The following is a 25,762-nucleotide window of genomic DNA, read 5'->3' on the forward strand; positions in this document are numbered from 1 at the left end:
CCCGGTCCACGGTCCGAATTACTCAGGAAAAGGCCCGCTCGAGCCGATCCATCGCCGCCGACAATATGTCGGCTTCGGCCGCGAAGCACAGCCGCAGCCAGCCTTCGCCCTCTTCACCGAAGGCCCGCCCCGGCGCCATCCCGACACCTGTCTCCGCAATCAGCTCGCGCGCATATTCCAGGCTGTCGGTCATGCCGTCGACAGAGAAGAACGCATAGAAGGCGCCCTCCGGGCGTGACAAGGTCACCCGCGGCATGGCGCCGAGCCGCTGGAATACGAGATCCCGGTTCCGGCGATACCGCTCGACCATTTCCGTCACGAACGGCTCGCCATCACGCACGGCCACGACACCGGCATGCTGCACGAAGGTCGCCGGCGAGGCGATATTGAACTCGTTCAGCTTGGACAGGTCCGGCCCGAGGTCGGCGGGATGGGTCAGCCAGCCGAGCCGCCAGCCCGTCATAGACCAGGTCTTCGAGAAACTGTTGATGACGATCACCCGGTCTTCGGGTTCCGCGATATCCAGGAACGACGGTGCGCGCGGCCGGTCATAGATGAGCCGGATATAGACCTCGTCCGAAATCAGATAAATGCCGCGCTCGCGGGTGAACTCCAGCAACTCGCGCTGCTGGTCCTGCTCCATGATCCAGCCGGTCGGATTGCCCGGTGAGTTGACGAATACCGCCCGCGTGCGTTCGTCGCACCGGCTGCGGATGTCGTCCAGGTCGAGATGCCACTGGCCGTTCTCGTCGGCCCGCAGGGGTGCGGTTCGCGCCTCACCGCCCATGATGAACACGGTGCCCTTGCAGTTCGGCCAGACCGGCCCGACCACCACGACATTGTCGCCATTATCGACCAGCACCTCCGAGGTCAGCATGATCCCCGCCATCCCCGAGACGGTCGCGGTGATCCGCTCGACGCCGATCTCGCGCCCGATCAGTTTGCTCGAATAGGCGGCGAGCGTCTCGCGCAGCGGCGGAATTCCGCGATTCTGGGCGTAGAAAACATGATCATCCGCCACGGCCTGGACCAGCGCCTGCTTGATATAATCCGGCGTCGGCAGGTCCGGTTCGCCGAACCAGAGCGGAATCACATCATCGCGTCCGATATTCGTCTCGGCGACCTTCCGGATCAGCGAGCCTTCGAGCTCGTCGACCGCAGGCCGCAGCCGGCGGCGGTCGTTGGCGATTTTAACGGTCGCACTATCTGCACTCTCGTTCACATGTTCCTCCCGAACTTCTGCGCCAGTGTACCCGCCCGCGACGCGCACGGGAATTGCCCCGCCTGCCCCGATCGGGCATATCAGCACTCACACAGCGACGACCCTTGGAAATTCCATAGAGACTTAGAGCATGACCGAATTTCAAGCACGTGAACTGACCGAGGGATTGAACGGATATCTCGGTTTCCGGCTGATCGACTGGCGCGAGGGATTCGCCCAAATCGCCGTCGACCTCAAGGACCAGCACAAGAACCGACAAGGCGGGCTGCACGGCGGCGTGACCGCCTCGCTGATCGATGCGGCGACCGGCTTCTGCGGGGTCTACGAACCCGATCCCGAGAAACGCCGGGGCAACGTCACCGTGTCTCTCAACGTCAACTTCGTGGGCCGGGCCAAGGGCGACACGCTGATCTGCACCGCGAAGACGATCCGCGCCGGCCGGCGGATCTATTTCGCATCGGGCGAGGTGCGTGACGAGCATGACAATCTGGTCGCCAGCGCCGAGGCGGTCTACGCCTATGTGGACCGGGACGCCCAGCGCCGGCCCGCGGACAGATCATGAGTGAATCCTCCGCGCGTTTTCATGTCGGCCAGGTCATCCAGCATCGGCTCTTCGGCTATCGCGGTGCGGTGTTCGATGTCGACCCGACCTTCGAAGGCAGCGATGAATGGTATGACGAGGTCGCCAGGTCCCGGCCACCCAAGGATGCGCCCTGGTATCATGTGCTCGTTCATGATTCCGCCCACACGACCTATGTCGCCGAGCGCAACCTGATCGCCGACCCCGACCCGGCGCAGATCGACCATCCGATGCTCGGCGATTACTTCAACCTGTATGACGGCACCCGCTACCTGACCGGCGCCCGCACCAACTGACGCGCTTGACTCGGCCGGACACGCCGAGCATCGTTCGGTCAGTTCGTGACGCTGGGGTGCCCCACCAAAACCGGGGCTGAGAAGAAACCCACTAACCTGATCCGGATTATGCCGGCGGAGGGAGTTGTCACGGGCCGTCTGTCTCAGACACTCCGCCCGCCGCCGAACCCGGATCATCGCTTCGGAGGCGAAACATGTATGCAATATCGCGCTTTTGGGTTGTCGCGACCGCACTCGCGGCCATCGTGGTCGCCGCGGGCCTGGCGTCGCTGACGGATGCCCGCGCCGAGCCGCTGCGCATCCCCGTCCTGGTCCCGATCACCGGCTTTCTTTCACTTGAGGGCACCAGCCAGCGTAACGGTGCCGAGCTCGCCCTGCGCGGCTCCGGCGTCGACTTCGATGTCGACGACACCGCCACCTCGCCGGAAATCGCGGTCAATGCGTTCGAGCGCGCGTTGACGTCTGGCCGCAACCGCGACGACGTGATCGCCGTCGTGGCGCCGATGCTCGGCACCCAGATGCTGGCGCTGATCCCGCTGGCGGATGAATTCGAGGTGCCCATGGTGACCGTGTCGGGCACCGCCCGCATCACTGAACTCGGCAGCCCCAACGTGTTTCGCTTCTTTCCCGGCGACGTGGTCGTCAAGGCCGCCCATGCCCGCTACGCCATCGAGGAACTGGGCGCAAAACGCCCGGCGGTGATTTTCCAGACCACCGCCTATGGTCAGAGCGGCCGCACCGAGCTCGACCGCAACCTCATCGCACTCGGCCACCCGCCGGTGATCGCGGAGGGGCTCGACGTGTCGGTCAAGGACATGCTGCCGGTGCTCAGCAAGGTGCGGGATTCGGGTGCCGACGCGCTGCTGCTTCATCTGCATTCAGGCCCAACCGCGCTGGTCGTCCGCCAGGCCCGCGCGATGGGGCTCGACATCCCGATCATCGCCGGCTCGGCCATGCACCAGCCGGAAACAGCCGCGCTGCTCGAGCCTTCGGAGTTGGATGGTGTTTGCGCGGAATCCGGATCGTCGCCGATATCGGAAACCAACACCGACATGCTTGCGTTCGCCGACGCCTACCGCACCGCCTTCGATCGCGAACCGGACGCCTTCGCACTGGGACAGTATGACGGGGTGAACATGATCCTCGCCGCAATCGGTGCAGGGGCAAAATCCGCCGCCGATATTCGCCAGTATCTGGCCACCCGGCGCTATCGGGGCCTCGCCATGACCTACGCGTCGGACGGCAAGGGCAACATGGCCCATTCGGCGGTGATCCTCTGCTACGCGGGCAACAGTCGGGTGCCGGCCATCGTCAAGCGCTACGAGAACCTCACGGGCGTCCTCTAGCGGCACGACGACGGTTTCATGTTTTCCCCTTCCCCATCCTTCGAGACGCCCGCAACGCGGGCTCCACAGGATGAGGTGTTGGCGCCGCTCCCGTCTCGGCGTCCGGTGGGTGAAGTGGATTGTAATGTTGTCCTCATCCGGAGGAGGCGCGAGCGCGAAGCGGGCGCGCTGTCTCGAAGGATTCCCGAACAGACGAAAATCGGGGCGTAACGATGCTCGGCGCCCAGCTTGCCTTGAACGCGGTAGCCCTCGGCGCCGCCTACGCACTGGTGGCCATCGGGTTCGTCCTCGTGCTCAACGCGACCACGGCCGTGAACTTCGCCCATGGCGAGAGCGTCGTCGCCGGCGGGTTCGCCGCGGTCGCACTGGCCATGCTCCTGCCCGCGGGCGGCGCCATCCCGGGGATTGTCCTGCTGCCCGGCGTGCTGGTGCTGACCGCGCTGCTGGGCCTGGCCATTGCGGCGCTCGCCTATCTCCCAATCCGCAACCGCCCGCCCGTCTCGGTCTTCGTCACCACCATCGCGTTCGGCATCATCGTGACCAACGGCCTCAACGCGGCCTTCGGCGCCGCCCCGCGCGCCGCCCCCGCACTCCTGGGCACGGGTGCGATTGAATTCCTCGGCGTCACCGCCAGCCGACAGTCACTCGCGATCATCGCCACGGCGGTATTGCTGGTCGGTGCGCTCGCATTCGTCCTGCAGCGCACCCAGCTCGGCCGCCAGTTCCGCGCCTGCGCTCAGGACCCGGAGATGGCGCGCGCGCTCGGCATCCGCCTGACCCTGATCACCCTGCTGGCCTTCGCGCTGGGCACCGCATTTGCGGGCGCGGCAGGGTTGCTGCTCGCCCACCAGTTCTTTGTCACCCCGTCGGACGGCGCGGGCCTGATCCTCAAGGCCTACATCGCGGTCGTCATCGGTGGCTGGGGCAGCCTGCGCGGCGCGGCCATCGGCGCCATGCTCATTGCCGTCTTCGAGGTCGGCGTGGCGTCGATCTCCTCCCAGCCGCTGGCCGAGGGTCTGCTCTATCTCGCCGTGCTGCTGGTGCTGCTGGTCCGGCCCGACGGTATCTTCGGCGAGCCCCAGCGATTGCGCGTATGAGCCCGACGATTTCATCCTTCACCAGACAAAACCGGCTGGTCATCGTCGCGGGCGGCGCACTGGCAGTCTACGCGCTGTTCTTCGCCACTTCCTACGACCAGCGCATTCTCACCCTGGCGGGCGTCTATGTGATCATGGTGCTCGGCTATCAGTTCATCTTCGGCCATGCCGGCGCGCTGAGCCTCGCCCAGGGCGCCTTCTTCGGCGTCGGCGCCTATGTGACGGGTATTCTCGCCAGCCAGTTCGGCAGCGGGTTCCTCGTAACCTTCCCGCTCTCCATATTGGTCGCGAGCGTGCTGGCGCTGATCGTCGCGGTACCGGTACTGCGCCTGGCGTCGCATTACTTCGCGCTGGCCACCCTGGCCCTCAGCCAGCTCCTGCTCCTGATCGCGGTAAACTGGGAATCGGTCACGGGCGGCGCCAACGGCCTGCCCGGTGTCCCACCCATCACCATCGGCGACTGGCATTTCACCCGCGGCCTCCCGCTCCTGCTCTTCGTCTGGGGCCTGGCGGTGGCCGCCATGCTAATCACCCGGTGGCAACTCAACCCGCTGCGGGTCACGGTGTTCACGGTGATGCGCGAATCACCCCTAGCCGTCCCCGCCTTCGGGATCGACCCCGGCCTGCTGCGCCTGCGCGCCTTCCTGCTGAGCGCGGCCTTCGGCGGCGCGGCAGGGGCGCTGTTCGTCCATACCAACCGGGTGGTGTCCCCAGAGACGCTGGGCTTCGGAATCATGGTGACATGCCTGACCATGACGGTCGTCGGCGGGCGGTTCGGCATTCTCGGCGCGGTTATCGGCGCGCTCCTGCTGACCCACCTGCCGGAATGGTTCCGCGGCCTCGACGAATATTATCTCGTCGCGGTCGGCGTCCTTCTGCTGGCGATGGTGGTCTTCGCACCCGACGGGCTGGCGTCCTTCATCAAATCCAGACCTGTGCCGGTGCCCGCCCCCCTGGAATCCACAACTACCGTCCCCGCGTCACCGAACGCAGATGGCTTGCCGGTCCTCGAGGTCGCGAACCTGTCCAAACGTTATGGCGGCATCCAGGCGCTCGACGACGTCGGCCTGACGATCAGCGCGGGAGAAATCGTCGGGCTGATCGGGCCCAACGGCGCGGGCAAGACCACCCTGGCGAATATCATCACCGGCATCGCCCGGGCTGACGCGGGAAGCATCACCTCCGCGGCATTCTGTCTCACGACCGCAACACCAACTTCCATCGCCCGCCAAGGCGTCGCGCGCACCTTCCAGACGCCCCAACTGCCCGATGGGTTGACCGTCCGTGAGACCGTGGCAACCGCCGCCGCGAATATCGGCGACCCGAACAACAACAGCGCGCGCGCCACCGCCGCCATCGCCACATGCGGCCTCACAGATGTCGCGGACGCGCGCTGCGGCACGCTTGCCCATGGTCTGCGGCGGCGGGTCGAGATCGCCCGCGCGTTGGCCGGCGCGCCAACCGTCCTGGTGCTCGACGAGCCCGCCGCCGGACTTGCTCCCACAGAACAAACCGAAATCGCCGACATCCTGCGCACCCTCGCCGCCGGTGGCATCGCCGTCCTGGTCATCGATCACAACATCGAATTTCTGCGGCCACTCGCCACCCGCCTGGCCTGCCTCGACGCCGGGCACCTGATCGCCGACGGGGCCTTCGAAGACGTTCTCGCCGACACGGCCGTCCGGAATGCCTATTTCGGGCTGGTGCAGCGATGAGCGCCGCCCTGCAGATCGACAGTCTGACGGTGCGCCATGGCGCTGTGGTGGCGGTCACGGACGCGTCGCTGACTGCCGCAGCCGGCGCGATCACCTGTCTGGTCGGGGTAAACGGCGCGGGCAAATCCAGCCTGCTCCGCGCCATCGTCGGCCTCGCGGCGGCCGAGGGCGCCATCCGCCTGGGCACCCGGGATATCTCCCGGATGTCGACCGAGTTGCGTATACATGCCGGACTGGCCTACGTGCCCGAGGGGCGGCGTGTCTTCCCCGGCCTGACCGTCGGCGAGAACCTGCTGGTCTCCGGTCCGTCGAGCGCGCGGACGCGCCGACAACGGCACGACGAGGCGCTCGACCTTTTCCCGCTTCTCGCACCCCGAATAAACGACCGCGCCTGGCAGCTCTCGGGCGGCCAGCAGCAGATGCTGGCGATCGGACGCGCCCTGATGGCCCGACCCGCGGTCTATCTCATGGATGAGCCCACGCTCGGGCTCGCACCGCAGATCATCGACGTCGTCGCCAACAGCCTGCTGCGGCTAGCGGCGTCGGGTGCGGCGATCCTGGTCGCCGAGCAGAATGCGGGGTTCGCGGAACGGATCGCCGACGCGACGATCATGATCCGAAACGGCCGGATCTCGGCTTCCTAGGGACAGCGCGTCTGGGTCAGCCAGCCGGCACTGGGCCCCGTGTCCGGCCAGACGGTGGCCGTGACCGCGACTTTCGGGTCGAGCAACTCACGCCACGCACAGGCCACATCGCGCGCGATCGCGCCGGCCTGTTCCACGGCCACGCCATCGCCGAGAACGATCGAAATCCGGTCGTCGGCCTCGACCGAGACCTCGGACAGATCACCGCGCTCGGATGCCCATTCGAGGAAGGCGTTCTCCGCCTCTCCGAAAGCGGGCGCCATGAATTCCTTGGGCAGCCGCACGAACGACCGATGCACCCAGCCCGTCGCACCCGTTTCGTCGAAGTCACGAATATGAATCCAGCGACCGTCTTCATCGAAGGCGCGCGCGCTGTCGCCGCGCTTCAGCTTGCCGACGATCGGATGGCCCTCGCCCGGGCCCGCGCGCACGTTCAGGTTGCGCGCCGAGATTGTCGCGTCCCAGCTGCGCCGGGATTCATCCGCGATCCCCCCGCTGCCCGCCAGCAGCAAGAGGATACCCAGCAACATAGAAACCCCTTTTCGGCACATATCCGGGCCCGTTTCCTGCAGACCGTCAGCATGTTCGGCACACGCGCGCCGAACATCTTCCGGAATCCGTCATCTCGACTTGCGCATCCGGTGCTGCGATTATGGCACGCCCAACGGTCGGCACATAATGCACGCACAAAAGTTTCAAATCCGCTACTCGCCGGTCCAGGACCGGGTGCTGATCATCGTCACGGGCGAGGATGCGCAGGAGCGGGTATTCGGGCTCACCCGCCGGATCGTCAAGCGGCTGGTGCCGGGTCTGAGGGGCATCATGGGAAACGATACCTTCACCCGCCTGACCCCGACGCTGCCGTTCGATCCCCCGTCGCCAGCCCAGGGCCCAACCACCGGAAGTGGTGCGCAGCCAGGCGAAACGACCGCCGCGGCGACCGCAACGGCAAGCCAGGCGACCGGTGACGGCACAAGCGATTCGACATCTGGCCCGGCGTCAAATCCGGCGGCGCCCCAGCCCGACACCCATCTCGTAACCCGCCTGCGCATCGTCGAGAAATCGAAGGGCACCCATGTGCTGCAGATCTCGGACACCGCCACGACACTAAACGTACCGCTGAACGGCGATCAGATCGTCCAGTTCACCCAGGGTATCCTGACGGTGCTGGAACGTTCCGAATGGGCGCTCGAATGGGACGCGGAAATGGCCGAGCCGCAATCGGGTTCCACCGCCCCCGAGGCCGCCGGCGACACCGGCGCCATCGACATCACCGCCGACAGCCCTTCGCGATACCGTCACTAGTGATTGCCATCCCCCGGCATCGCAGGCCGGCTTTGCCGGGTTTCCCACAGGAAATCACGCCTGACACCGGCGCGCGACTCACCCGGACCCGCTAATTTCCTATCTGTGGGTTCCACGCCCAGACATTGAACCGAACGGGAAAGATCCATGGCACGGCCGGACAACATGGTGCATGACAGCGACGCAGCGGCGGCGGCGGCGCGCGACACGGCGCATTATCTGCTCAATATCGGCGCGGTGAATTTCCGGCCCGAAGACCCCTACACCTTCACCTCCGGGCGGGTCAGCCCAAGCTACATCGACTGTCGCCGCGTCATCGCCTTTCCCGAGGCGCGCGAAGCAATGACCGCCCATGCGGTCGCCCTGATCGACCGCGATATCGGCCGGGACAATATCGATGTCATCGCCGGCGGCGAGACGGCGGGCATTCCCTACGCCGCCTTCGTCGCCGTGGCGCTGGGCAAGCCCATGGTCTATGTCCGCAAGGAACCCAAGGGGTTTGGCCGGATGGCACAGATCGAGGGCGCGCTGGATGACGGCGCGCGCGTGCTCCTGGTCGAGGATCTGACGACCGACGGCGGCAGCAAGGTGCGCTTCGTCGAGGCGCTGCGCGCGGCCGACGCAACGGTCGAGCACACCTATGTGGTCTTCCATTACGGGATTTTCCCCGAAAGCCAGACGACGATGGACGAGCTCGGCGTCGGCCTTCACGCTTTGGCGACCTGGTGGGACGTGCTCGAGGCCGCGCGCGAACAGAAAAGCTTCTCGACCGAGCAGCTCGACAGCGTCGAGGCCTATCTGCACGACCCCGACGGCTGGAAACCCATGCAGGGTTAACGCCTCCCGAACGGTCATGAAGTCGTGAAAGCCAGGGCGCCTCGCCGCAATTTCCGCGACGGGCCGCATGGCCTACAATCGGGCCCATGTTGAAACTCAAGACCGTCATCGCCGCCGCCGCACTTGCAACCGTCACGGCCACCGCCCTCGGTACCACCCCGGCCCTCGCGCAGGAGCAAGCCCGCGACGAGCTGGTCATCGGCGTCAGCCAGTTCCCCCAGGGTTTCCACCCGAACCTCGCCAGCCATGTGGTCCTGTCGCTGATCAACGGCATGACCCGGCGGCCCTTCACCGTCTACGACGCGGACTGGAAGCTCATCTGCATGCTGTGCGAGACGCTGCCGTCACGCGCGGCCGGCACCATCCGCGACTGGACGACGCCGGACGGTGAAGACGGGCTGGAGGTCGATTACGTGATCCGCCCGGGTGCCACCTGGGGCGACGGCGTACCGGTGACGACGAAAGACGTGGCATTCACCTGGGCGATCGGGCGTGATGAAACCGCCGGCATCAACAATCAGGAACTCTATCGGCGGATGGAGAAGATCGTCGCCCACGACGATTCACGCTTCACCATTTTCTGGAACAAACGCACCTGCAACGCCGAGGCGATCAACGATTTCGAGCTCGTCCCGGCTCATCTCGAGGCCGAGGCCGCGACCGACCCGGCGGCCTACCGGACCCGCAACGCCTACGACACGAACCCGACCCGAGCCGGGCTGTATTTCGGGCCCTACCGCATCGCCCGGGTCGAGCCCGGCGCCACGATCACACTGGAGCCCAACCCCACTTGGTGGGGCAAGAAACCGGCCTTCAAGCGCATCACCGTGCGCACCATCGAGAACACCGCAGCGCTGGAAGCCAACTTGCTGTCGGGCGAGATCGACTATATCGCCGGCGAGGACGGCATCTCGCTGGATCAGGCGCTCGCGTTCGAAAAGCGCCATGGCGATCGCTTCAACGTGGTCTTCAAGCCGGGGCTGTTCTACGAGCATGTGGATCTGCGTCTCGACAACCCGATCCTCGAAAATCTGCGGGTCCGCCGGGCGCTGCTCCACGCCATCAACCGTGCTGCCATCAGCGCGCACCTGTTCGAGGGCAAGCAGCCCGTCGCCGACACTTTCGTGCACCCGCTGGACGCCGTACACACTGACAACGTGCGCAAATATCCGTTCGATCCCGATACCGCGCGGACACTCCTGGATGAAGCCGGCTGGACCGACATCCGCAAGGGTATCCGCCACAACGCCGTCGGCGAGCCGCTCCGCCTGGAGATCATGACCACCGCCGGCAACCGGGTCCGCGAGCTGGTCGAACAGGTGATCCAGTCGAACCTGCGCGAGGTCGGCGTCGATCTGCGTATCCGCAACCAGCCCGCCCGGGTGCTGTTCGGCCAGACCATCCGCCAGCGTGAATTTCCGGGTATGGCCATGTTCGCCTGGTTCTCGACGCCGGAAAACATCCCGCGCACGACGATGCATTCCTCGATGATCCCCACCGCCGAAAACGGCTGGTCGGGCCAGAACTACACTGGGTATTCCAACCCGGTCATGGACGAGGCCATCGATCGGGTCGAGGTCGAGTGCGGTGCAGAGGCGCAGACCCGCCACTGGACAACGATCCAGCAGAATTACGCCGAACAGCTGCCCGTGCTGCCGCTGTATTTCCGCGCCAACGCGTTCGTCATGCCCCAATGGCTGTCCGGCGTCACCCCGACCGGCCACCAGTATCCCAGCACCCTGTGGATCGAGAACTGGAAGGCGAAGTGAGGACCTGTTTTCCAGGAATCGTCATGCCCGGACTTGATCCGGGCATCTCAGGCACGGCGGAACACGACCCAGATACATGGATGGCCGGATCAAGTCCGGCCATGACGGGATTTTGTTAGCCTTCCTGACCCGTCGCCTGTTCGGCATGGCCGTCGTGCTGACGGTCATGTCGTTCATCGTCTTCATGCTGATCGGGCTGATGCCCGGTGACCCGATCGACATCATGATCGCGTCGAACCCGGACCTCACCCCCGCCGACGGCGAACGGCTCAAGCGCCTGCACGGGCTCGATCTGCCCCTGTGGGAGCGCTACGCCAACTGGCTGGGCGGCGTGTTCACCGGCGATCTGGGCTTCTCGCGCACCTACAACCGCCCGGTCATGGAGATCCTGCTGCCGCGCCTCGGCAACACCGTGATCCTGCTGGGCCTGAGTTCCCTCGTCGCCATCGCCGTCGCCATTCCCCTTGGCGTGATCGCCGCGACCCGGCCCCAGTCCCGGCTCGACGGGGCGATCAACCTGTTCTGCTTCGCGGGCATCTCGGTGCCGCCCTTCTGGCTGGCGCTGCTGTTCATCATGGTCTTCGCCGTCGGGCTTGGCTGGCTCCCGGCGGGCGGCATGGGCGCGGCCGACGCCGGGTTCCTCGCGGGGCTGAAATTTCTCGTGCTGCCCGTTGCCACGCTGACCATCGCCAGCCTCGCCGGCTACACGCGGTTCGCCCGCGCCGCGATGATCGAGGTGCTGCGCCAGGACTATATCCGCACCGCGCGGGCCAAGGGCGTCGGCCCGCGGCGGACTCTGTTCGGCCACGGGTTGCGCAACGCCATGCTGCCACTGACGACCATCATTGCGCTGGATTTCGGGACGCTGTTTTCCGGCGCGCTAATAACCGAAACCATGTTCGGCTATCTGGGCATGGGCAAGCTGATCTACGATTCCATCCTCGGCAACGACTTCAATCTCGCGCTGGTCGGCCTGCTGCTGGCGACCCTCGTGGTGTTGATCGGTAACTTCCTCGCCGACATTGCCTACGCCGTGCTCGATCCTCGCATCAGCTTCCGGGCACTGGAGGCGGCGTGAATATGGCCGCCGACACATCCTCGGGCGCTGACGCGTCGCGCTTCTGGCAGCGCTTCCGGCGCAACCGTCCGGCCATGTTCAGCGCCACCGCACTCGTCGTGATCGCACTGGCGTCGCTCCTGGCGCCCGCGTTCGAGGCCATTCTCGGGGTCGATGCCACCCGGGTCGATCTGTTCAACCAGTACGCGCAGCCCGACGCGACCCACTGGCTCGGGACCGACGAGGCCGGGCGCGACGTGCTCGTACGCCTGCTGTATGGCGGGCGCATCTCCCTGCTGGTGGGTCTGGTCGCCGCGTTGGGTGCGGCGACCATCGGCACCTTCGTCGGGCTGCTCGCCGGCTACTACGGCGGACGACTCGACACGCTGCTGATGCGCACCACCGACGGGGTGATTGCCCTGCCGCTCTTGCCGCTGCTGATCATCCTGGCGGCGGTGGATCTGGGCAAGGTGGGTGTGCCCGCCGACATCGCCAATTCCGAGATGGCGAGCCTCTACAGGATTATATTCATCATCGCAGTTGTCGGCTGGACGACGGTCGCAAGGTTGGTCCGCGCAGGGACTTTGTCCGTACGAACCCGCGAGTTCGTGCGCGCCGCCGAGGCCACGGGCGCGCAGCCCTCCGTGATCATGCTGCGCCACATCCTGCCAAACATAGTGTCGCCCATCATCGTCGCGACCACTCTGTCCATCGGCACCGTGATTCTGCTGGAATCGGTGCTGAGCTTCCTCGGTTTGGGCATCCAGCCGCCAATCCCCAGCTGGGGAAATATGCTGACCAACGCCCAGGAGCTGGCGACCCGCGCGCCCGCGCTCGCCGTCTGGCCGGGCGCGGTCATCTTCGTGACGGTGATGGCGTTCAACTTCCTCGGCGACGGGTTGCAGGACGCGCTCGATCCCCGTGCGACGCGGCGGTAGGCATCGTCAGGTCCGCGAGCTGCGGTATGCCGCCGGTGTCATTCCCACATCTTTCTTGAAAACCCGCGCGAATGCGGCCTCGGAGCCATAACCCACGAGCTCGGCGGCCTCGAGCGTGCTGACACCGCCATCGGTCAATGCCTCCTGCGCGAGCTGCACCCGCCATCGCGTCAGATATTGCAGCGGCGTGATTCCCATCTTCTGCGCAAATCGCTGCGCGAACCCGGTGCGGGACAAACCCGCCTCCCGCGCCAAACTTTCGACAGTCCAGGACGCAGCCGGCTTTTTGTGGAACGCGGTCAACGCGCGGGCGATATGCGGATCAGCGAAACCCGACAGACCGGCAGACACCGCCGCCTCGCTTTCGATGAACGTCCGGAGCGCCTGCGCAAAAATCACTTCCGACATCTTCAGCGCGATCAGATCGGCACCCATCCGGTCCTGCCCTGCCTCTTCGCCAATGGCCCGCAGCGTCGCCTCCATCCACGACGCCGAGGATGCGCCATAGTTTCGAATGTGGATAAAGGGCGGAAGCCGCTCAAAGATCGCGTGTCGGGCATCGGATGCGAAAGAAATATGACCGCAGATGAGCTGGGTCGGTCGATCATCGGACGAATCGCCGCCATAAACGAGAACGCCGTCACCATCGTAGCCGGACTCTTCAATGACGCGATCGAGATCGAGGATCGCGTCTTCCTCGGTCGCGGCGCAGAACAGACTATGACCCGCCCCATGGGGAATGATCACGAGGTCCCCCTGCGCCAGCGACACGATGTCAGGTGCACCGGCAACCCGCACGAGACATTCACCGCGGGCCGCATAGTGGAACCGGGCAACATTCTCGAACGGGGGCACCTCCACGCCCCAGGGCGAGGTGAAAGAGGTGCGGAAATACAGTGTGCCCTTGATCGCGAGGCGCGAGAGCACATCACTGAGAACATCGAGCATCCGCGCATTATCCAAAAGATACACGCATACGTCCAGTATTCTGAACGATTGATCATATTTTACGAACTATCTGATATTCATTGTTCTTCGTTCGGCAACCATATTGCGGTTTCCATTCAAACCAGGAGAACCGAAATGAAACATTTTGCCGCCGCGATCCTCGCACTATCCATGCTGACCGGCACACAGGCCGTGGCTCAGGATGCCGCCGAATTGAATGATCTTCAGATCGCTCATGTCGCCTACACGGCAGACAATATCGATATCCGCTACGCCCATCTCGCACTCGCGCTCACAAACTCACCCGACGTCCGGAACTTCGCCGAAACCATGATCCGAGACCACACGGCGGTAAACAATGAAGCGTTGGCTTTGCTGGCGAAACTGGACGCCCAGGCCCAGGACAATTTCCTGAGCCAGACGCTCAACGCCAACGCCGAGAAGATCATCGACGATCTCTCCGGTCTTCGCGGCATCGCGTTCGATCGCGCCTACGCAGCCAATGAGCTGGCCTACCACAAGGCCGTTAACGAACTGGTCGAGAACACCTTCATCCCGAACATCGAAAACGCGGAAGTGAAGGCGCTCTTCGAACAGGGGCTGGAAATTTTCAGGGTGCATGAAGGCCATGCCGCTCACATGGTCCAGGCGCTCAAGTAGAGCCGATGCTGAACCGACGAAAATTCGTCACCGCTGCGATGGCAAGCGCCGTCGCAGCGGTCATCCGACCGGTGGCGGCGCGCACGGACAAAGGCGTCACACATGATATCGCAATACGCCGCTTCAAGTTCGTTCCCGCCAGCCTCGAAGTGCGGCCAGGTGACATCATCCGATGGACCAACTTTGACCTCGCGCCGCATACCGCCACCGCAGACGATGGCGAGTTCGACACCGGGCCACTAAAAAAAGGCGAAAGCCAGAGCCTCATGGTCATCGAGAACCTCTCGCTCTCCTATCATTGCGCGTTTCATCCACACATGAAGGCGCGCATCGATCTCAGCTAGCGTATCCGTCACCGCGGCAGGGCGATGAACGTCCCGTTGTTCTGGCGCGTGACTTCGCGCATCAGGGTCTCGAACCGGCCTTCGGTCTGCAGCGAGATGAAGCCGATGGCGTGCACCCGCGCCTTGGGCTCGCCGTTGATCCGGTTGGTGTTGAGCCGCGACAGGGTGGCGATCACCGGATCATAGGATGAACCGGTGTAATCATCCCCGAAGATGTAGATCGAGACCTTCTCGTTGGGTTTGACGTACCGTTTGAGCGCCACCTCCAGCCCCTCGACCGGGCTCGAATTCGACGCGCTCTTCCAGCTGCGGAACAGGCGGATCGCCCGGTCCCGCGCGCCCTTTGTGTCGGGAATCCAGCGCCCGCTATAGCCGCCAATCAGATGGGTGCCGTTGTCGTTCAGGACCTGGAAGCCCTTGATTTGCGGGTGGATGTTGATGATGTTCTCGACCTCGCGCGTCACCCGTTCCCAGATCGACTGCATGCTCCCCGAGGTATCGACGACGAAGACTACGAACTCGCTGTCCACGGGAATCCCGCCGACCTCGGCATCGCGCGGTGCGCTCTCGGGGGCCGAAACCCCGGCGCGGGCCTGGTTGCGCAACGCGCTCTCGACCGTCTTGAGCCCTTCCACGTTGCGCGCCGCTTCCGCCGCCGCCGCATTTGCGCTTTGCAGGTCGCGTTCGGCCGTGCTGACCGCCGCGCCCTCGGACTCCAGCCGCGCGCGGGTCTCGGCCAGGGTCTCGCTTTCACGTCCCAATGCCACCTGAAGCTGCTCAATGCGTGACTCGGTACTGATCAGGCGTTGCAAAAGCGTGCTCGTCTCGTCCGTGCCGCCGACCTCGTCCGAGACGCCAAACGGCGAAATCAGCACCAGCAGCACCACCGCGCCGAAGCCGCACGAGATCACATCGAGAAACGACAGGCTGAAGATTTCGAATTCCGCGCGCTTTTTTCTCATGGCCAATTCCTCACGGCCAACTCGTGGCGGGGCTGATCAGGATACCGTCCGTCGCCGCCGTCCAGTTCCAGAATTCGTGGGACGCCTGGGGGTCGCCCTCGATCGGCAGCAGCACGACATTGACCCGCGCGTTGCCGAGGCCCGCATTGCTGATCGTGTGGCGCACCAGCCGGACCCGGCAGGCCCCCGAGATCGACGTAGCGCCACCCCAAAGCGCGGAGCAGTTCGAGAAAGGGTTGAGGCTGCGATACCCGCCCGTGCCGGCCGTCGGCAGGCCGTCGGTAATCAGGTAGACATCGGTCGGCCGGAATGCCGCCAGTGACGTCAGCCCCGCCGCCAGGTTGGTCGGCCCGGCCGGCACGACAGCATCGAGATCGCGGAGCACCCGGCCCAGACCGGCGGCATCGCCGCCATTGACCACGGCCCCGAGCGGCCGCGCCTGGTCGTTGAAGGCAATTACCTGCACGTCCGAGCGTTCCGGGACCCGGGCTAGGAACCAGTTCACCACGCGGCGTGTACGCTGCCATTTCGGCCCGGCCTGCTTGGCGGCATCGGCCATGTTCTTGCGGCGGATCACGTCAATCAGCACCTCGTCGGTCATCGAGGCGCTGGCATCCACCAACACGCCGATCCGCGCACCCTCGACCCGCAGTCCTACGATGTAGTTTTCGCTGCCGGTCGGCCGGGTCTCGATCACATCCGGTTTCTCCGGGATTTCGATGGCAGTGATCGTCTCTTCGAGCGCCCGCGCAGCACTCTGGCTGGCCGCGATCCGGTCCTGTTCGCGCGCCAGTTCCGCCTGCAGCCGGGCGAGTTCCGCGGCCCGTGCGGCAACTGCTTCGGCGCCGACCGCCTTGTCGCGCAGAAGTGCCGTGATCCGCGCGGCCAGGTCGGTCTCCGTCGCCTCAAGGCGCGCCAGATCCTCGCGCAACCGGTCGCTCTCGGCCGACACTTTGTCGGTGTCGAGTTTCACCAGCATCAGAACAAGGATGATCGCCCCCAGCCCGCAGGACATGATGTCCAGGAAGGCGAGGTTGAACCCCGGGGGTGAACGGCGCCGTCTCAGCTCGGGCCACCCGTATCTTGAACCGACATGTTCAGGTCGGCTTGGCTCAGGCCCGCCGCGCTGATCCGGTTGAGCAGGAAGGATTCGCAATATTCCTGGGTGTCCACGAGCATCCCGTCCTGCAGCCGCTGGAGCTGGTGCAGCAGGAACATCAGGACGATACTGATCAGCAGCGCCACGAAGGTGGAGTTGAACGCCACGCCGAGGCTCTCGGTCATCCCGGCGATATCACCCGCCAGCGCCTGGTCGGCCTGGGACAGCGCCTCACCGATCCCGCGCACGGTACCGATGAACCCGATCGCCGGGATGGCCCAGATCAGATAACGGATCAGGGAGTTCTCGGCCTCCTGTTTCTGCGCCATGGCATCGACGCTCGCCTCTATGGTCTCCGACGTATTGTGTACGTCTCGCGTGATCAGGAACCGACGCAGGCTCGCCATCAGCGTGCGCACGAGCGGCGCGCGGCGAATCTTCTCCGGCAGGTCTTCAAGTGTCTTGAGGGTCGCGGCCATGTCGGCGTCCTCGCTGCCTTCAAGCAAATCCACATTGAACAGGTAGCGCTCGCGCAGGATCGCAATGGATTTCTCGAAGATCAGGTAGAGACCCCAGAACATCAGGATAATCGCGATCTCCTGTTCCCAGTCCTTGAGGATCACCACGATGTTGCGCGGGGCGCTCTGGCCGGCCGCGCGCGACGCCTCGATCAGCGCGGTCGATTCCGGCCAGACATACCCAGCGTAGAACAGATGGACGACGATGATCGAGACGACCAGCGCGAGGATATTCTTGGCGACTTCGGGCATGCTTTGCGTCCCTGCTTGCGTCTGACGTGTACTTCTAGATGTCGACCGGAAATGACACCGGCGAATTCAGGCTCAATGACGTGGATGACTGGGCGTAGGCAAAGCCGAACAGCCCGATCCCGGCCGCGACGGCGATCGCCACAACCGTGAGGCGGCGGCGGGCGTTGCCTGCAGATGTATTACTGTGGCGCTGTTTCACCATGGAGGTATCTCCCTATTCTGAATCCGACGTCGTCCCGCCCGGTGGACAGGCCGTCCCGGTAGGCCGCGCGTAAGGTAGTGCGCGTACCCGATCGCCAACTCGATCCCTTGACCACATGGGAGTCGCCGAAGGATGGCCCGAGCGGATCGGTCGCGATGGAGCCTTTCACGGGCGGCTCCAGCGAGTACCAGTCATGGACCCATTCGCTGACATTCCCCGTCAGGTCGAAAAGCCCGGATTTCTCGGCCGCGAAGCTTGCCACGGGCGCGATCCGCGCATGTCCGTCATTGTAATTGGGAACGAAATTCCGGGCCACACCATTGGCGGATTCGTCAGCAATGTTACCCGCGCCCCGCGGGATGGTCGCCGCATCGCCCCAGGTGAATATGCTCCGGGCCGGCCGACCGGCCTTACGCGCGAGCCATTCCCATTCCGCCTCGCTCAATAGCCGGTATCCGTCTGCCTTCGGATCGATCCCGCGCAACCGCCCCCCGGACATGTCATAGAACGGCTTGAACCCCTCCTTTGCGCTCAGCCAGTTGGCGAAGGCCGCCGCGTCCTGCCAGCGCACGTCGCTCACGGGTTCGTTCGGCGCCAGTCCCTGGCTGCCCCTGAACATCGCCATCTGGCCATTGGTTGTCTCATGCCTGGCCGCATAGAACGGCCGGGTCAGGCGTACTTTCCGCTCGAATTCGTTGGCCCGCTGGCCGACCTCGTGGCGCGGCGCGCCCATCGTGAATTCATCTTTGGGCTCGAACAGCACGAGTTCGATCCCCGCGCTGTTGGTGTAGACGCGCGGTGCCTCGGCCAGTTTCGCCGTTGCCTCGGGGATCAGCGTCTCGCGGATCGCAAGCGGGCGTGCCGCCGATGGCAGCACGGTGCGGGTGATCCCACGGTAACCCGGCCGACGCAGTTCGATGGTCGTCGGCACCGCCGGCAGGCGCAGGGACATACGGCCCGCACCGCGCGCCTTTCCGTTCACCAGTATCTGCGCCGGCGGCTTGGTCTCGATCTCCACCAGTCCCAACTCGGGTTTGAGTGCAATCTCGAGGGTCCGCGTCTCGCGGGGTTTGAGCCGCACCGTCCGGGTCACGCCGCTGTAACCGTCAAGAATATAGACGACGGTGTGGTCCTCCCCAGCGCTGACATCGATACTCTCCGAAGGATTGACCCGTCGGCCATCGACCAGAAGCTCGCCTCCGGCGGGCGTCACGCCAAACCGGAGCGTCGCCGCAAGGGGCGGCAGCCGATAATTCCGAATCACTTGCGGCCGGGTGTTGGTGATTCGAATCACGTCCTCGACCGGTTGCCGGTTCGGTGCCGTGACCGTGACCCGGTACTCTCCGCCCGTCAGCGAACGGTCGATCGGCGCCGCGCCCGCCCCGGCACCATCAATCGTCACTGTCGCGCCGGCAGGATCCGAGCGAATGGTTAACCGCCCCGAGACTGGTTCCAACGCTATCTCAATCTCGGTGATCTCGCCCCGCACCAGTTCGATGTCCCGCGTCGCCTTCGCGAAATACGGGTGATCCACCGCCAGCACATGGGGGCCCGCTTCGCCCTCGATATCGAGCACGGGCCCAACGGTCACCGGCCGCCCGTCGAACGACCAGCGGCTCTCGTTGCGCGCGAGCGATGTCGTCGCCACGACCCGGCCGGGTAACGGCACCAGGGTCACCGTGATCCGGCGGCCTTTCTCACCCGACTGAATTTCCCGCACAGACTCCCGGAACCCCGGCGACCGCACCAGCAATACCGGTGCGCGCGATACCGTGTAGACCGCATCCCCCACCGTCAGCCCGAACCCCTCGGCCAGATCGATGGTCCCGGCCGGTTCGGCCTCGGCGGGCAGGATCGTCACCCGTGTCGCGTTGGTGGAAATCAAAACCCCTGCAACCGCGACAACCACCAGGACCAGCGCCACCAGTCCGAACAGATAAAGCCGGGCCTGCCGTGCGCGCGCCTTGCGCAGTCCCCGTTCGAACGTGTGCTCAGATTCGTTCATCGGGCACGATCTCCAGGACCAGGTCGGCCTGTCCCGGCGCAATATCGACTCGCACCAACACGGCCTGAAACCCCTCGCGGACTCCCTCAAACGTATAGCGCCCAGGCCGCAGCTCGATGGTCCGCTCGGTGATCTTTCCCACGATTCCGACCCCGCGCACGGTGATGTTGGTCTTCCCGTCCGACACGATCCGTACCGGCATCTTTACGGCATATGCCGCGACCACCCCGGCGAGCGAGTCGGCCTGCGCGGCAAGCCGGGGGCTGTCATTGCGCAACGGCGCCACGGCGTCGACGATCGATCCGGCGTCGGCAGCCACCGCCTCCGAGGCCAACCGTTCGGGTGCCGCCAAGTGCCGTGCCGCACGCGCGTGCAGACCGGTGATTGTCTGCGCAAGCGCCAGCCCGTCGCCGATGTCGCGGTCGGCCGGTGCGAGCCGGCGAAGCTGGATATAGGTCTGCTCCGCCTTGGTCCAGTCGTCGGCCTGCGCGGCCGCCTGCGCTGTCGCGGTCAGGCGCGCTATCAGAAGTTCCAGCTCCAGGCCGGCGATCTTCTCGTCCAGCACATCGACCTCGGCACGATCGGGATAGATCGCGCGTGCGGCATCCAGGTTGCCTTGCGCCGATGTGAGTTTGCGGGCGGCCACATCGTTGAGACCCCTCACGATATGTCCGGCGAACCGCGCTTCGCGCTGCAGACGGCGAATTTCGGTCAGCCTCGAAGCCAGTGCACCGCGCGCCGGATCGATCGTCAGCGCAGCGTCGAGATGCTCACGCTCGGCATCCAGATTATTCTCGACCCGCGCGACCGCTGCGGCCTCGATCTTTGCAAGCAGCGACGGCAGCGCGTCGATCCGTTCCTTCAGAGCCAGAGCGGGCGCCGCGCCCGGTCGGATATCCAGCGCCCGGCCGATCGCCAGGGCGGCCGCGTCGTAGCTATCGTCCCCAAATGCGGTCTCGGCGGTGCCAAACGCATCATTGAACGCCGTCTCACGCGCCGCCAATGCCGCCTCGGCGATCTTGCGCGCCGCCGCGAGTTCGGCGACGCCCCCGGCATAGCTGCCCTCGCCGAACAAGGCGATGGCCTTCGCCTTGCCGTCCAGTATCCGGCGCTGTGCGCCGGCATCCCAGCGGGCGAAATCCTCGTGAATCACCGCCGGCTCCAGTTCGGCCTGGAATGCGGCCAGATTGGCCGTGAATTGGGTGCGGGCGGCCTCGTTCGCCGCTTCGTCCGGGGCGATTTCCGGTGTTACAACTTCCGGTGCCGCCGGTTCATTCCGGGGTGCCTTCGCGACCGTTTCGGCGTTTGGTTCCGCCGCGCGCGACACAGGTGATACGTCCGAGGGCCGCAGCAGGACGATTCCGCCATAGACGAGACCGATCACCGCGATGCCCGCAGCGATGCCGACCACCAGCTGCATCCGGCGGCGCTGAGCCGCCCGGCTTTCCTGTTCGAGTTTCTCCTGGAGCATGGGCGCCCGTGTCGCCTAGAGCTGGACGTTCGGGGTTCGCTCTTCCTCGAAGACCTTCTGCAGAAAGGCCCGCCACTGAGCGAATTGTTCCTTCGCCGTACCCGTCAACTCCACAGTCTTCTCGTTGAACGCCACAACCCGCGGGCCGAGATCGATATCGATGGATTCGCCCAGCTCGGCCAGCGCTTCACGATGCACCTTTGCTTCCTTGCTGGTCTGGAAACTGCTCGACAGCAAGGTCGCGCCCACCGTTCCGGCGACGACACCGCCAGTGACACCTGCCGTCTGGCCCGCCGTCGAGTCCGAATTTGCCCCGGCGATCACCGCCAGCACGCCCAGTCCGATCGCCAACACACCCAGTGCGGCCTCGCCGATCGCCTCCTCGTTGGCATCACGCCGGGCCTGGATTTCCAGCAGGCTCTGCTCCTGCCAGATCAGGTAGCTGTCCTGCATCTCGGCGCTGAAGGCGCGGTAATGGTCCTGCAAACCGTCGACGAACAGTTGATCGCGCACCCGCACGGCCCGGGTACGTTCCAGCATCGGGTCCGCATCGCTTGGGAAACTGCGCAAGGCAACAGTGTTTCGTTTGGTTTCCAGATGCTCGGCAAACGCCGCCTCGGCGAAATTGGAACCGAAGCGCAACTCGGTCAGCCGGCCCAGATTGTCCAGCTCCGCGATCGAGTAATCGTCGAGTTCAAGAGCAACCCGGTTGGCGGCTTCCGCAAACACCGGGTCATAGGGGTCGAGCCCGTCATTGCGCGCGTTCTTGTGGAAACCCGGAGAAACCTCATGGTCAAAGGACCGAACGAACCACGACTTGCCCGACACATCCACAACCTCGACCTGGATTTCGACATCCTCGCCGGTGGATTCGATGATCGTTCCCAGCACATACAGATCGCCTGTCGCGCTGCTGTCCGGCGTCACGCGGACCGCGCCGAACGCACCCGTCGCCTCGAGCGCCTCTTTCAGTTTCAATGCAAAGCGGTTCGCCTCGGCCCGGCGCAGTTCCGGCCAAACGCCCTCTTCCTCATAGTTGCGTGCGGCATCGGAAAGGCCCGGATCGAACACGGGCACGACCACATCCAGGCGCGGCTTCGCGGGGTCGACCTCCGCCGGCCCCTTGGGGTCGAACAGCGACGACAATTGCGGCCCCACATTCGGGCCGCTGGCACCACTCGCGCCGCCGCCAGAGCCGACATTTCCGTTGGTCACGCAGCCCGTGAGAATGAAGCACGCGCAAAGGGCGTAGACACCCGTCTTGCGGAAAAGTTTCTGCATGTCGCTCTCCGTCTGCCCGCCTAGTCCTGCACGGGCAGGCCCTTATACCTGCGATACTCGTCCCACAGCCGCTTTTTCAGCTGCGGATCGGTTTCTTCGATCGCCGCCTGGCGTATCTGCGCCTCCAGGGCGCTGTCATTATCCGCCGGCGGGATGTCCTCGGGAACCTTACCGCTGCCCGGTGTCCGCGCGGCCTCGAGCACCGGCTCATCACCCGGCGGGCTGTCTTCGGGCGGTTGCGCGCCCTCGACATCGTCGGGCCGGGTCCATTTGCCATCCGGGTTCGACCGCGTCGTCCCCGAAGACGTCGACGTGGACGCGGTCACGGTCGGTTCATCACCGGCCACATCACTAGCGGCCGTCGAAGCGCCCGGCGCGGATGGCGCCGCCTCCTGCGCATCCGGGCCGGAGATATCGCTCGCCGCCGTGGACATCTCGCTGCCATCCGATTCGGAACCGGCCGCCCCGGACCCCGTCGACCCGTTGGCACTCGCGCCGCCAGCGCCACCGCCGCCGCCCGTCCCGGCGCGTTGGCTTTGGCATTCCTCGAAACGGGCCAGCGAACGCTGAAAGGCCCGGTCCATGCGCGCGATCCGTTCCTCGCGGGTCAGGCCGGGCTCGTCGGCATAGTCGACGGTCACCTCGGTGCAATCATGCGAAAGTGTGCCCGCGTCGCGCGTGCCCTGTCCGTTTGATGGCCCGTTGGTCGGTGTGCCCGATTGGGCCCAGGCTGGGGCTGCAAGCAGTGCAACCAGACCCGCAAACGCCGTCAGCATCACCAGATTTCCCGTTCTCGGCCCGATTGCCACAACATGCTCCCATCCAGATGCGCGCGTCCGAATGCGCACGTTGCGATGGTACCGCCATCGCGTCGACATGCCCAACGCGGGCTGCCGGATATCATGGAAACGCCGAAATAAGGCGATTTTCCGGCGAATACACCCCACGCAAACTTGGCTTTTCCGCCAATCCCGTGTTAGAAGGCGCCTCCCCGTTGGGGACGGCACTGAAAACCGCGTATTTATGCGGGTTGCAGGTCGGAATGTGCGGAAGGGGGTGATTCCTATCGTCCAGGTCGTAGTTAGAGACAATAATGTCGACCAGGCGCTGAAAGCGCTGAAGAAGAAGATGCAGCGCGAAGGCGTATTTCGCGAGATGAAGCTCCGTCGCTCATATGAGAAGCCGTCGGAAAAGCGTGCTCGTGAGAAGGCGGAAGCGGTTCGCCGGGCTCGGAAGCTCGCGCGCAAGCGCAAGGAACGCGAAGGCTTCTAGCCCCGCGACAACACCTCCTGTTTTCAGGAAAAAGAAAACGCACGACCTTATCGGGTCGTGCGTTTTGCGTTTCTGGATGGGCGCGTGGTTTGGTTCGCGCCCGGGAATGGCGGCGCCTAGTGGCCGCCGCCCTTCAGCGCCTTGACGATGTCCTCACACATTTTCTTCGCATCGGCGAACAGCATCATCGTGTTGTCTTCGTAGAAGAGCGGATTGTCGACACCGGCATAACCCGAGGCCAGCGAGCGCTTGATGAACAGCACCGTGCCCGCCTCCTCCACGTTGAGGACCGGCATCCCGTAGATCGGGCTGGACTTGTCGGTCTTCGCCGCCGGGTTGGTGATGTCGTTCGCGCCGATCACGAAGGCCACGTCGGTCGAGGAGAAGTCCGAGTTGATCTCGTCGAGTTCGAACACGACGTCATAAGGCACACTCGCCTCGGCCAGCAGCACATTCATGTGGCCCGGCATACGCCCGGCTACGGGGTGAATGGCGTAACGCACATCCACGCCCTTTTCCTCGAGGACCTGCGCCATCTCGGCCAACGCGTGCTGGGCCTGGGCCACGGCCATGCCGTAACCCGGCACGATGATGACCTTCGTTGCCTGCTCCATGATGAAGGCCGCATCGTCCGCGGCGCCCTGGCGGACCGTGCGGTCGCCGAGGTCTTCCATGCCCGGCGTCGCGGTCTCGCCGCCGAACCCGCCCAGGATCACGTTGAAGAAGGACCGATTCATGCCCTTGCACATGACGTAACTCAGGATCGCGCCGGAGGAACCCACCAGCGCGCCGACGATAATCAGCGCCGGATTGGCCAGGGTGAAACCGATGCCCGCGGCCGCCCAGCCGGAATAGGAGTTCAGCATCGACACGACGACCGGCATGTCGGCGCCGCCGATCGGCACGATGATCAGGACACCGAGCACCAGCGAGATCGCGACGATGACCCAGAAGGCCGAGTCGGACTGGGCGACGGTCAACCAGATCACGCAGACCACCAGCGCGATGCCGAGCCCCAGATTGAGCATGTGCTGGCCCGGGAAGACCAGCGGCTTGCCCGGCAGGATCCCCTGCAGCTTGCCGAAGGCGATAATCGAGCCCGTGAAGGTGATCGCGCCGATGGCCGTGCCGATCGACATCTCGATCAGGCTTCCCGTGTGGATATCGCCGACGGTGCCGATCCCGTAAGCCTCGGGCGAGAAGAAAGCCGCCCCGGCGACAAACACCGCGGCGAGGCCGACCAGCGAATGGAATGCGGCGACAAGCTGCGGCAGCGCCGTCATGGCGATCTTCAGCGCGATAATCGCACCGAGGCCGCCGCCAATCGCGATCCCGAGGGCGATGGTCCCGAAGGAGGTCACACTGGGCAGGGTCAGGGTGGTGAGGATGGCGATGACCATCCCCGTGACGCCATAGATATTGCCCATCCGGGCGGTCTTCGGCGAGCTGAGCCCGCGCAGCGCCATGATGAAACAGACGCTGGCGACCAGATATGCAAATGCTGTGAGTGAAGCTGGCATGTCTTGCGCTCTGCTACTTTTTCGCGCGGAACATCGAGAGCATACGCTGCGTCACGATAAACCCGCCAAATATGTTCACCGACGCGAGAATCACGGCGATGAACCCGAAAGTCTTGGAAATGTTCCACTCACCCGGCCCGGCCGCGATCAGCGCGCCGACGATGATCACCGACGAGATGGCGTTGGTGACGGCCATCAGCGGCGAATGCAGCGCCGGGGTGACGCTCCACACCACGTAGTAGCCGACGAAACAGGCCAGCACGAACACGGTAAACAGGAACACGAACGGATCGCCGCCGGCGGCCGTCTGGGACAGGGCGAGTTGCGTCGCGTCCTGCGCCAGCGCACCGGCGCGCTCGGCAATGCCCTGCGCGTCGTTGGCCAGTTGGGCGGCGTTTTCAGCTAGGGTCGAAGGATCCATG

General features: G+C 64.9%; 27 protein-coding genes and 1 riboswitch. Of the genes, 14 read left to right on the forward strand and 13 right to left on the reverse strand.

Annotated features, from left to right (window positions below):
* Positions 1 to 22 precede the first annotated feature (22 nt).
* On the reverse strand, positions 23 to 1,222 hold the full coding sequence (locus ABJ363_12445) for a pyridoxal phosphate-dependent aminotransferase (protein MEP4379803.1): 1,200 nt from the start codon (positions 1,220 to 1,222) through the stop codon (positions 23 to 25).
* Positions 1,223 to 1,352: 130 nt separating this feature from the next.
* Between ABJ363_12445 and ABJ363_12450 the strand changes: the two genes are divergently transcribed.
* From ABJ363_12450 to ABJ363_12475, 6 genes are all read left to right on the forward strand, one after another.
* Entirely contained in the window at positions 1,353 to 1,784 is a 432-nt protein-coding gene (locus tag ABJ363_12450) for a PaaI family thioesterase (protein MEP4379804.1), read from the forward strand.
* A complete protein-coding gene (gene hspQ / locus ABJ363_12455) occupies positions 1,781 to 2,098 on the forward strand; it encodes a heat shock protein HspQ (protein MEP4379805.1) in 318 nt (105 codons plus the stop codon). The genes ABJ363_12450 and hspQ overlap by 4 nt, the downstream gene beginning before the upstream one ends.
* A 42-nt stretch (positions 2,099 to 2,140) precedes the next feature.
* Positions 2,141 to 2,239: riboswitch (TPP riboswitch) on the forward strand.
* Between the two features lie 53 nt (positions 2,240 to 2,292).
* Entirely contained in the window at positions 2,293 to 3,444 is a 1,152-nt protein-coding gene (locus ABJ363_12460) for an ABC transporter substrate-binding protein (GenBank protein ID MEP4379806.1), read from the forward strand.
* Positions 3,445 to 3,656: 212 nt separating this feature from the next.
* Entirely contained in the window at positions 3,657 to 4,541 is an 885-nt protein-coding gene (locus ABJ363_12465; GenBank protein MEP4379807.1) for a branched-chain amino acid ABC transporter permease, read from the forward strand.
* Positions 4,538 to 6,256 carry a branched-chain amino acid ABC transporter ATP-binding protein/permease gene (locus ABJ363_12470; protein MEP4379808.1) on the forward strand — a complete coding sequence of 573 codons (1,719 nt, stop codon included), beginning with the start codon at positions 4,538 to 4,540 and terminating at the stop codon, positions 6,254 to 6,256. Before ABJ363_12465 ends, ABJ363_12470 begins: the two co-directional genes overlap by 4 nt.
* On the forward strand, positions 6,253 to 6,900 hold the full coding sequence (locus ABJ363_12475) for an ATP-binding cassette domain-containing protein (GenBank protein MEP4379809.1): 648 nt from the start codon (positions 6,253 to 6,255) through the stop codon (positions 6,898 to 6,900). Before ABJ363_12470 ends, ABJ363_12475 begins: the two co-directional genes overlap by 4 nt.
* On the opposite strand, the gene ABJ363_12480 is transcribed toward ABJ363_12475, so the two are convergent.
* The gene (locus ABJ363_12480; protein MEP4379810.1) at positions 6,897 to 7,430 is read right to left on the reverse strand and encodes an SH3 domain-containing protein; all 534 of its coding nucleotides are present in this window, start codon (positions 7,428 to 7,430) and stop codon (positions 6,897 to 6,899) included. The genes ABJ363_12475 and ABJ363_12480 overlap by 4 nt on opposite strands.
* A 148-nt stretch (positions 7,431 to 7,578) precedes the next feature.
* On the opposite strand from ABJ363_12480, the gene ABJ363_12485 reads away from it, so the two are divergent.
* The 5 genes from ABJ363_12485 to ABJ363_12505 all read left to right on the forward strand — a co-directional run bounded on the left by ABJ363_12485 (position 7,579) and on the right by ABJ363_12505 (position 12,806).
* On the forward strand, positions 7,579 to 8,205 hold the full coding sequence (locus ABJ363_12485) for a hypothetical protein (protein MEP4379811.1): 627 nt from the start codon (positions 7,579 to 7,581) through the stop codon (positions 8,203 to 8,205).
* Between the two features lie 147 nt (positions 8,206 to 8,352).
* Positions 8,353 to 9,042, forward strand: coding sequence for an orotate phosphoribosyltransferase (locus ABJ363_12490; protein MEP4379812.1), 690 nt, complete (start codon positions 8,353 to 8,355; stop codon positions 9,040 to 9,042).
* A gap of 86 nt (positions 9,043 to 9,128) precedes the next feature.
* Positions 9,129 to 10,811 carry a peptide ABC transporter substrate-binding protein gene (locus ABJ363_12495; GenBank protein ID MEP4379813.1) on the forward strand — a complete coding sequence of 561 codons (1,683 nt, stop codon included), beginning with the start codon at positions 9,129 to 9,131 and terminating at the stop codon, positions 10,809 to 10,811.
* Positions 10,812 to 10,887: 76 nt separating this feature from the next.
* Positions 10,888 to 11,889 carry an ABC transporter permease gene (locus ABJ363_12500; protein ID MEP4379814.1) on the forward strand — a complete coding sequence of 334 codons (1,002 nt, stop codon included), beginning with the start codon at positions 10,888 to 10,890 and terminating at the stop codon, positions 11,887 to 11,889.
* A 2-nt stretch (positions 11,890 to 11,891) separates the two neighbouring features.
* The gene (locus ABJ363_12505) at positions 11,892 to 12,806 is read left to right on the forward strand and encodes an ABC transporter permease (GenBank protein ID MEP4379815.1); all 915 of its coding nucleotides are present in this window, start codon (positions 11,892 to 11,894) and stop codon (positions 12,804 to 12,806) included.
* A gap of 6 nt (positions 12,807 to 12,812) precedes the next feature.
* Here ABJ363_12505 and ABJ363_12510 read toward each other — a convergent pair whose 3' ends face one another.
* A complete protein-coding gene (locus ABJ363_12510) occupies positions 12,813 to 13,754 on the reverse strand; it encodes an AraC family transcriptional regulator (GenBank protein MEP4379816.1) in 942 nt (313 codons plus the stop codon).
* A gap of 135 nt (positions 13,755 to 13,889) precedes the next feature.
* Between ABJ363_12510 and ABJ363_12515 the strand changes: the two genes are divergently transcribed.
* The gene (locus ABJ363_12515; protein MEP4379817.1) at positions 13,890 to 14,414 is read left to right on the forward strand and encodes a DUF4142 domain-containing protein; all 525 of its coding nucleotides are present in this window, start codon (positions 13,890 to 13,892) and stop codon (positions 14,412 to 14,414) included.
* 5 nt (positions 14,415 to 14,419) lie between these two features.
* On the forward strand, positions 14,420 to 14,758 hold the full coding sequence (locus ABJ363_12520) for a hypothetical protein (GenBank protein MEP4379818.1): 339 nt from the start codon (positions 14,420 to 14,422) through the stop codon (positions 14,756 to 14,758).
* A gap of 8 nt (positions 14,759 to 14,766) precedes the next feature.
* Here the strand turns inward: ABJ363_12520 and ABJ363_12525 are convergent, their stop codons facing one another.
* Genes ABJ363_12525 through ABJ363_12560 form a run of 8 tightly spaced genes read right to left on the reverse strand, consistent with a single transcriptional unit; the run spans position 14,767 to position 23,324 of the window.
* A complete protein-coding gene (locus ABJ363_12525) occupies positions 14,767 to 15,720 on the reverse strand; it encodes a vWA domain-containing protein (protein MEP4379819.1) in 954 nt (317 codons plus the stop codon).
* A gap of 10 nt (positions 15,721 to 15,730) precedes the next feature.
* Complete coding sequence (locus ABJ363_12530; GenBank protein ID MEP4379820.1) at positions 15,731 to 16,735, reverse strand: vWA domain-containing protein; 1,005 nt, start codon at positions 16,733 to 16,735, stop codon at positions 15,731 to 15,733.
* A gap of 47 nt (positions 16,736 to 16,782) precedes the next feature.
* Positions 16,783 to 17,589, reverse strand: a complete 807-nt coding sequence (locus ABJ363_12535) for a MotA/TolQ/ExbB proton channel family protein (protein ID MEP4379821.1) — start codon at positions 17,587 to 17,589, stop codon at positions 16,783 to 16,785.
* A 34-nt stretch (positions 17,590 to 17,623) separates the two neighbouring features.
* Positions 17,624 to 17,791 (reverse strand): hypothetical protein, encoded by a 168-nt coding sequence (locus ABJ363_12540; protein ID MEP4379822.1) that lies wholly within the window; start codon positions 17,789 to 17,791, stop codon positions 17,624 to 17,626.
* Positions 17,769 to 19,796, reverse strand: coding sequence for an SUMF1/EgtB/PvdO family nonheme iron enzyme (locus tag ABJ363_12545; protein ID MEP4379823.1), 2,028 nt, complete (start codon positions 19,794 to 19,796; stop codon positions 17,769 to 17,771). The genes ABJ363_12540 and ABJ363_12545 overlap by 23 nt, the downstream gene beginning before the upstream one ends.
* Entirely contained in the window at positions 19,783 to 21,267 is a 1,485-nt protein-coding gene (locus ABJ363_12550; protein MEP4379824.1) for a hypothetical protein, read from the reverse strand. The genes ABJ363_12545 and ABJ363_12550 overlap by 14 nt, the downstream gene beginning before the upstream one ends.
* A 15-nt stretch (positions 21,268 to 21,282) precedes the next feature.
* On the reverse strand, positions 21,283 to 22,548 hold the full coding sequence (locus ABJ363_12555; GenBank protein MEP4379825.1) for a hypothetical protein: 1,266 nt from the start codon (positions 22,546 to 22,548) through the stop codon (positions 21,283 to 21,285).
* A gap of 20 nt (positions 22,549 to 22,568) precedes the next feature.
* Positions 22,569 to 23,324, reverse strand: a complete 756-nt coding sequence (locus ABJ363_12560) for a hypothetical protein (protein ID MEP4379826.1) — start codon at positions 23,322 to 23,324, stop codon at positions 22,569 to 22,571.
* Positions 23,325 to 23,613: 289 nt separating this feature from the next.
* On the opposite strand from ABJ363_12560, the gene rpsU reads away from it, so the two are divergent.
* Entirely contained in the window at positions 23,614 to 23,820 is a 207-nt protein-coding gene (rpsU, locus tag ABJ363_12565; protein ID MEP4379827.1) for a 30S ribosomal protein S21, read from the forward strand.
* Positions 23,821 to 23,936: 116 nt separating this feature from the next.
* Here rpsU and ABJ363_12570 read toward each other — a convergent pair whose 3' ends face one another.
* Both ABJ363_12570 and ABJ363_12575 read right to left on the reverse strand, forming a co-directional pair.
* On the reverse strand, positions 23,937 to 25,340 hold the full coding sequence (locus ABJ363_12570) for an NAD(P)(+) transhydrogenase (Re/Si-specific) subunit beta (protein MEP4379828.1): 1,404 nt from the start codon (positions 25,338 to 25,340) through the stop codon (positions 23,937 to 23,939).
* A 13-nt stretch (positions 25,341 to 25,353) separates the two neighbouring features.
* Entirely contained in the window at positions 25,354 to 25,761 is a 408-nt protein-coding gene (locus ABJ363_12575) for an NAD(P) transhydrogenase subunit alpha (protein MEP4379829.1), read from the reverse strand.
* Position 25,762 lies beyond the last annotated feature (1 nt).

It is taken from the genome of Alphaproteobacteria bacterium (assembly GCA_039980135.1).
Classification (GTDB): domain Bacteria; phylum Pseudomonadota; class Alphaproteobacteria; order UBA6615; family UBA6615; genus UBA8079.